The organism is Streptomyces acidicola (assembly GCF_009377235.1).
In the GTDB taxonomy this organism is placed as follows: Bacteria; Actinomycetota; Actinomycetes; order Streptomycetales; family Streptomycetaceae; genus Streptomyces; species Streptomyces acidicola.
Map to the genome: position 1 here is coordinate 1 of NZ_VMNX01000374.1, position 6,281 is coordinate 6,281.

The following is a 6,281-nucleotide window of genomic DNA, read 5'->3' on the forward strand; positions in this document are numbered from 1 at the left end:
GATGGGGGCCGGGTGGGGTTTCGGGTCCGCGGTGTCGCCACCCCGGCCCGCCGGTCCGCTGCCTCACGCGCCTCTCGTGAAGCTTGGGTGACACGACGCCAATTCCCTTTCCCACCTGGGCTTTTGGTGGGCTCCAGGGCTCCTGATTGTCAGTGGTGGCCAGTAAAATAGAAGCAGTGTTCGAGGGTGTTTCCGGAGATCCCGGACGACGCCCTGACCGCGACAGGAGGATGCCCGTGCCCGCTGCCGCACTGAAGTCGAAGCCGCTGCCCACCCAGTCCACGGCCCGGAGGCCGGTCCTGCTCGACCTTCCGTACGCCCCCGTCGAGAAGCGCCCGCTGCCGCCCGGCCGCCCCCGCGAGTGGTACGTCACGCACAACCGCCGGCTGAAGGCGATGCGCCTCGCCATCGCCCTGCTCGACTCCGGCGTCCACGTCCCGAACCAGGCCCGCAACGAGACGATCCGCGGCGCGGCCGAGCTCATCGGCGTCCACCCGCCGTCCGACACGACGTGCCACATGGTGCGGGCGCTGATGCGCTACAGCCGCTGAGGCACGCGAGTCTCCGGTGCCGTCCGCTCCGCGGGGTGGGCGGCACTGGTGTGTTCGGGTTCGAGGGGGCGGCGCTGGTGTGCCGGAGCCGGGGGTGCCGGCCCGGAGGTCGGTCCGATCGCAGCAGAGTTCCAGAGTTGGCCGGAGATCGCCCTAGCCGCACCGCCCCGGGGTCCATACGATTCGGTCGCTCCCGGCCTTCACAGCTCCTTCACAGGCCGGGGGTGATGCACATGGCTGCTTGGCATGTGCATGATCGTTCATCCAATCCACACCTCTTCGGTCCGTGACGGCCCACCGCGCATGCGCCGGGCCGCACCCCCCAATGGATGGGAGAACCATGGCTCGTGGGCTCCTCCTGGGCGGCGCGATCGCCGCTCTGCTCGCCACCGCGTTCCCGGCGCAGGCCTCGTCCTCGTCGTCGCCGATCTTCACCGATCCTCCCCCGGACAAGATCGTCATCAAGGTCGCCACGGTGAACGGCTCCGGCTGTCCCCAGGGCACCGCGGCGGTCGCCGTCTCGCCGGACAACACCGCCTTCACCGTGACCTACAGCGACTACCTCGCCCAGGTCGGCGGCGGCGCCGACCCCACCGCGTTCCGCAAGAACTGCCAGCTCAACCTGAACGTCCACGTACCCGGCGGCTTCACCTACGCCATCGCCAGCGCCGACTACCGGGGCTTCGCCTCACTCCAGCGTGGCGCGAGCAGCACCCAGAAGGCCTCGTACTACTTCCAGGGCTCCCCGGACACGGCCTCCAGGACCCACCCGTTCAGCGGCCCGTACGAGGACAACTGGCAGGCCACCGACGAAACCGACTGGGCCCAGCTCGTCTGGGCGCCCTGCGGTGAGTTGCGGAACTTCAACATCAACACCGAGCTGCGGGTCAGCAAGGGCACGTCACCGGCCAACAGCACCAGCTTCATGACCATGGACTCCACGGACGGTGACATCAGCACGGTCTACCACCTGGCCTGGAAGGAGTGTCCGGAGAAGTGACCGCAGGTCGTCCCCGGTCCCGGAGCGACACCGCGCCGGCCGGGACCGGGGACGACCTCATGCCTCCCTCACCCGGAGGCCAGCTCCCGTTCCAGCGGCGTCCGGAACCGTGGCGTGATCCGGGTCCCGGCCACCCAGGCGGACAGCCGTGCCGCCTCCGCCTCGATCGCCGAGTGTGCCTCGCTCCCGACGCCCTCCGTCTCCAGCAGCCGCCACACGATCTCGCCGTCCGGACGCTGGGCCCAGCAGCCGATCACCCGGCCGTTCCACCACACCGTCGGCCCGACGTTGCCACTCCTGTCGAACAGGGCGGGGCGGAGGGCGGGCGCGAGGTACCAGTCACGGTCCTGCCAGCCCATCGCCGTCGGGTCCAGGCCCGGAAGCAGCGCGGCCCACGGCTCGACGGGCTCGGTGAACGGCTCCGCGTCCCCGTCCGTCACCTCGTCCGTCACGTAGCCCGTGCCCCCGTCGTCCAGGGACACGGCCTGTGCCCCGATCGCGGCGAGTGCCTTGCGGACCTCGGTCACCTTCCAGCCGGTCCACCACTTGAGGTCCGCCTCCGTGGCGGGACCGCACGCCGTGAGCCACTGCCGCAACAGCTCCGACTGCGCCCCGGCGGGCGGCAACTCGGGGTGCGGGGGCGCCACCGCCCAGCGGAACTGGGTCGACGTCCACGAGCCGAGCGGCCGGCCGCGCACCACTCTGCCCTCCACTCCCAGCACCCGCATGAGCCGGGACGACACGGTGTGCTGGTACTTCCCGCCCGCCCCGTACACGAACTGCTCCCGCAACCGCGGCTCGTCGTGCACGAGTTCGTTCACCGTGGCCTGTCCGCGCCGGGCGAGCGCGGCGAGCGCGGCCGCCTCGACCTCCGCGAGCCATTCGGGGGTCAGCCGTCCGTCGCTGCCGGTGGTCATGTCCTTGATCAGGGCGGCCCGCGCCCGTGCCGCGACCGTGAGCCCCGTCGAGGCGTGCACCACCGCGGCCAGCTCCGTCGGGAACACGAACACGGTGTGCCGCATCCCGTGCATCCGCACCAGCGACCGCTCCTCGTACAGCGCCCGGTCGAGCTCCGTCACCGTCCCGGCCGCGTCCACCAGACGCGCCCCGACCGCCAGGTACACCGTCGCCGGGTCCGTCCCGTGCAAGGCCACCAGGGACCCGGCCACCTCTTCCGGAGTGGCCGCCCGCGCGCCCGGCGCCAGCCGGTGCCGCAGCGCGAGCCGGGTCCGACGTTCCGCCGTCGTGAGCCGCCGCAGTCGCTCACCCATGCCGTATCAGCCCCGTCCCCTGCCGTATCAGCCCCGTCCCCCTGACCATCCCCAACTCCGTCACCGAGCCGGACAGCACGTTACGCGTACTGGTCCAGCAGCCCCGCCACGTACGCCTCCAGCCGCGCCCCCAGCACCTGCGGGGTCAGGTCGGTGCGGCCGAGCTCGCGCCAGGGGCCCGCGAGCTTCGTGGCGTCCGGTGCGTAGCCCAGCGCGTCCAGCAGCCCCCAGTACAGGTGCTCCCGGTCCTCCGCGAGGCTGCGGCCGCCGCGGGCCTCGTACCGTGCGCGGAAGCCGAGCCCGTGCTCCGGCCCGTGCAGCAGCGCGAGCGCCGTCGAGCAGTGGGCGACGTCGAGGTCAGCGGGTCCCCACGAGGTCTCCACCCAGTCGACGACGCCAGTGATCCGCAGGGTCTCGCCGGCGCCGGTGAACAGGACGTTCCCGGGGTGGAAGTCCCGGTGCAGGAAGCACCCCTCGTACGCGGGCGCCGCGCGCCGGATCACGTCCACCGCCCGGTCCCACGGCTCACCGCCGGGCGAGCCGACCCGCTCGGGAGACGTCCACGCCTGATACGTGCGAGGCCGTTCGTCCGGTACGACCGCGTGGACCCGGGCCAGCTGACCGGCGAGCAGGTCCAGGCGCCGTTCGAGATCCACGTCGTCGACCCGCACCGTGCCCGGCAGCAGGGACATCAACAGCGAGGGATGGTCGGCGTGTTCGGCGGTGGCGTCGACCGCGCGCAGCTCCGGGACCGGGATGCCGTCGTACGGCGCGAGCAGCGTGAGCACGGACGCCTCGCGGGCCAGCAGCCCCGGCGCGTGCCGCCGGAAGAAGGGCCGCACGAAGGAGCGCAGCACCAGACTGGAGCCGTCGTCGAGGGTGAGCCGGCGCATCTGGGAGCTCCAGCCCCCGTGCAGGACCGTCGTGTCACGCACACCGCGCCCCTGCGGCACCTGCTTGGCCACCCACGCCCGCGTCGCCGTCCACCCCTCGTCCCCCAGGCCCGTCAGCACGGCATCCACGAACTCCCGCCGGTCGTCGGCGTGATCACGGAACCACAGGCCCAGCCAGTGCTCCGCGTCCGGAAGTTCGAGCCGGGTGAACTGGGCATGGGTGGACAGGGCGTCAGCTACAGCCTCGGTCACAGCCGGAGGGATGACATGGTCCGTCGCGGGCACGGCGAGCACCGCCCGGCCGCGGTACCCCCGGAACACATCCAGCGCCGGGGCCGCACGCCAGCTCTCGGGCGCCCGGATGATGGTGCTGAACTCTCCTCCCCCAGTCTCGGCTTCGCTCGACCGGGAGGGACCCCCATCGTCCCCGAACGGCACCGGCCAGGCCTCGGCCGCGTACACCGCGGGCGCGCACAGCCCGATCGCCGCCACCCGCTCCCCGTAGTGGCGGGCGAGATCGGCCACCGTCTGCCCGCTCATGCTGAACCCGACGAGGACCAGCGGCGCGTCCACGGGCACCCGTGCGTCGATGACGGCGGCGGCCTGCTCGAAACGCCGCCGCAGACTCAGCTCCCGCAGCTCACCCGTGCTCTCACCGTGCCCCGAGAAGTCGAGGGCCAGGCCCCGGCAGCCACGCGCCACGAACTCGTCGAGCATGGGGAGGAGGCGTTCCTTGCTGCCGTTGCCGGCGCCGTGCAACAGGACGACGGTGGCCGCTGGTTCCAGGCCACCGTCGCCGTCGCTGTCCACCCCGCTGAGTTGTTCACCGTCGTGGTCGTGTGTGAAATGTGCGAAAGAGGAGGGTCGGCTCATCCCCGCATTTACTCACGGAGTGACCCCCTCCGGCTCACCGCAGTCGTTTCGTGCTGCTCTACGACCCCGGCACGCCCCAGATCGGGAACCAGCGGCTCAGGTCGGGCTCGATCCGAAGGTCGTCCTTGAGCAGGGCGGACATCTGCAGCTCCAGTGCGTTGTCGCGTTTCTGTTGCCCGCCGAGTCTGCACATGGGGTAGAAGGTGCCACGCTTGTACAGGTAGACGATCTCCAGCCGCCTGTCTCCGCCGCTCTGGAAGCTCACCACGGAGCACAGCAACTGCGGCCCGAACCCGCTGCTCTCCAGCGCGCTGTTGACCGCGTGCAGATCACCCACGAGCGCGGGCAGGTCGTCCGGTCCGCGGCGGGAGACCAGCCACGAGTACCCGTACTCGTCCCGGACGGCCTCGACGGGCGGCCCCTGGCGTTCCGAGTCCGCGTCGAGGAGTTCCTGCACCTCCTCGCGGACCTCGGTGAACGCCGCGCCCTCCACGGTGGCGAAGCACACCGAGCCCGTTCCGGTGGGCGTGAAGGAGGCCGCCGCCTCGAGCGTCACCGCGGCCGACGGCAGCGCGAACAGCTGGTCGAGATCGGGCGCGACCGGCTTCGTACGGCCGAGAAGGACGTCCAGGAACCCCATGCGATCTCAGCCCGCCTTCCTGGGCGCCGCCGCTTCACCCAGCTCGGCCGAGATCCGCCCCAGCTGGTCGAGCCGCTGCTCCAGGCTCGGGTGGGTGGAGAAGACGCGCTGGAAGACGGGCGAGTCGCCGAGTGCCGGGGTGAAGTAGAAGGCGTTGAAGGCCTGAGCGGTCCGCAGGTCGCGGGTCGGGATCCTGGCGATCGCCCCGTCCACCTTCGTCAGCGCGGACGCCAGCGCCGAGGGCCGCCCGGTGAGCAGCGCGCCCGCCCGGTCGGCGGCCAGCTCCCGGTACCGGGACAGGGCCCGGATGAGCACGAAGCTGATCGCGTAGACGGCGATGGAGACCCCGATGATTGTCGCGAACACGGCGAGGGTGTTCTGGTCCTTGCGCCCGCGCGCGAACAGTTGCGAGTAGAAGGCGAACCGTACGATCAGCCCGGCGATCACGCCCAGGAAGGACGCCACGGTGATCACGGCGACGTCCTTGTGCGCCACGTGGGACAGCTCGTGCGAGAGCACGCCCTCCAGTTCGTCCGGCTCCAGCCGCCTGAGCAGCCCGGTCGTCACACACACCACGGCGTGATCCTGGTTCCGCCCCGTGGCGAACGCGTTGGGCATGTCCATGTTTGCCACGGCGACCTGCGGCTTCGGCATGTCCGCCACGGCGCACAGCCGGTCGACGACGCCGTGGAGCTGCGGATACTCGTCCCGCTCCACGATCTGTCCGTGCATCGCGTAGAGCGCGATCCGGTCCGAGAACCAGTACTGCGCGCCCAGCAGCGCGGCGGCCAGCACGATGACCACCACCACGCTCTTCAGCAGCACGATCAGGACGCCTATGAAGGCCACGTACAGCAATCCGAGCAGGAACACCGTGAGTACCATCCGCGCGACCAGTCCGCGGTCGCTCCGGAAACGGTTCACCATCTGTATCACCCCGCACTCAGGCACTCGTCCCTATGCCAGTGTGCACCCGAAAACCACCATAAAGCGGCCGCAGCCGCCCCTAGGTGGTGCAAAGGCCCGCTGATCGACGGCCGCCCCCGCTATCTC

At 71.1% G+C, this 6,281-nt stretch carries 6 protein-coding genes; 2 read left to right on the forward strand and 4 right to left on the reverse strand.

Going from position 1 to position 6,281, the window contains the following annotated elements; all coding sequences use genetic code 11:
* Positions 1 to 236: 236 nt before the first annotated feature.
* Both FPZ41_RS43995 and FPZ41_RS44000 read left to right on the forward strand, forming a co-directional pair.
* Positions 237 to 551 carry a hypothetical protein gene (locus FPZ41_RS43995; RefSeq protein WP_322621509.1) on the forward strand — a complete coding sequence of 105 codons (315 nt, stop codon included), beginning with the start codon at positions 237 to 239 and terminating at the stop codon, positions 549 to 551.
* 340 nt (positions 552 to 891) lie between these two features.
* Positions 892 to 1,551 carry a DUF4360 domain-containing protein gene (locus tag FPZ41_RS44000; RefSeq protein WP_152870219.1) on the forward strand — a complete coding sequence of 220 codons (660 nt, stop codon included), beginning with the start codon at positions 892 to 894 and terminating at the stop codon, positions 1,549 to 1,551.
* A gap of 68 nt (positions 1,552 to 1,619) precedes the next feature.
* Here the strand turns inward: FPZ41_RS44000 and FPZ41_RS44005 are convergent, their stop codons facing one another.
* From FPZ41_RS44005 to htpX, 4 genes are all read right to left on the reverse strand, one after another.
* Positions 1,620 to 2,822 (reverse strand): winged helix DNA-binding domain-containing protein, encoded by a 1,203-nt coding sequence (locus tag FPZ41_RS44005; protein ID WP_152870221.1) that lies wholly within the window; start codon positions 2,820 to 2,822, stop codon positions 1,620 to 1,622.
* An 80-nt stretch (positions 2,823 to 2,902) separates the two neighbouring features.
* The gene (locus tag FPZ41_RS44010; protein WP_152870222.1) at positions 2,903 to 4,588 is read right to left on the reverse strand and encodes an alpha/beta fold hydrolase; all 1,686 of its coding nucleotides are present in this window, start codon (positions 4,586 to 4,588) and stop codon (positions 2,903 to 2,905) included.
* A 58-nt stretch (positions 4,589 to 4,646) separates the two neighbouring features.
* On the reverse strand, positions 4,647 to 5,228 hold the full coding sequence (gene pspAB, locus FPZ41_RS44015; protein WP_152870224.1) for a PspA-associated protein PspAB: 582 nt from the start codon (positions 5,226 to 5,228) through the stop codon (positions 4,647 to 4,649).
* A 6-nt stretch (positions 5,229 to 5,234) separates the two neighbouring features.
* Positions 5,235 to 6,155 (reverse strand): zinc metalloprotease HtpX, encoded by a 921-nt coding sequence (gene htpX, locus FPZ41_RS44020; protein WP_131571189.1) that lies wholly within the window; start codon positions 6,153 to 6,155, stop codon positions 5,235 to 5,237.
* Positions 6,156 to 6,281: the final 126 nt, after the last annotated feature.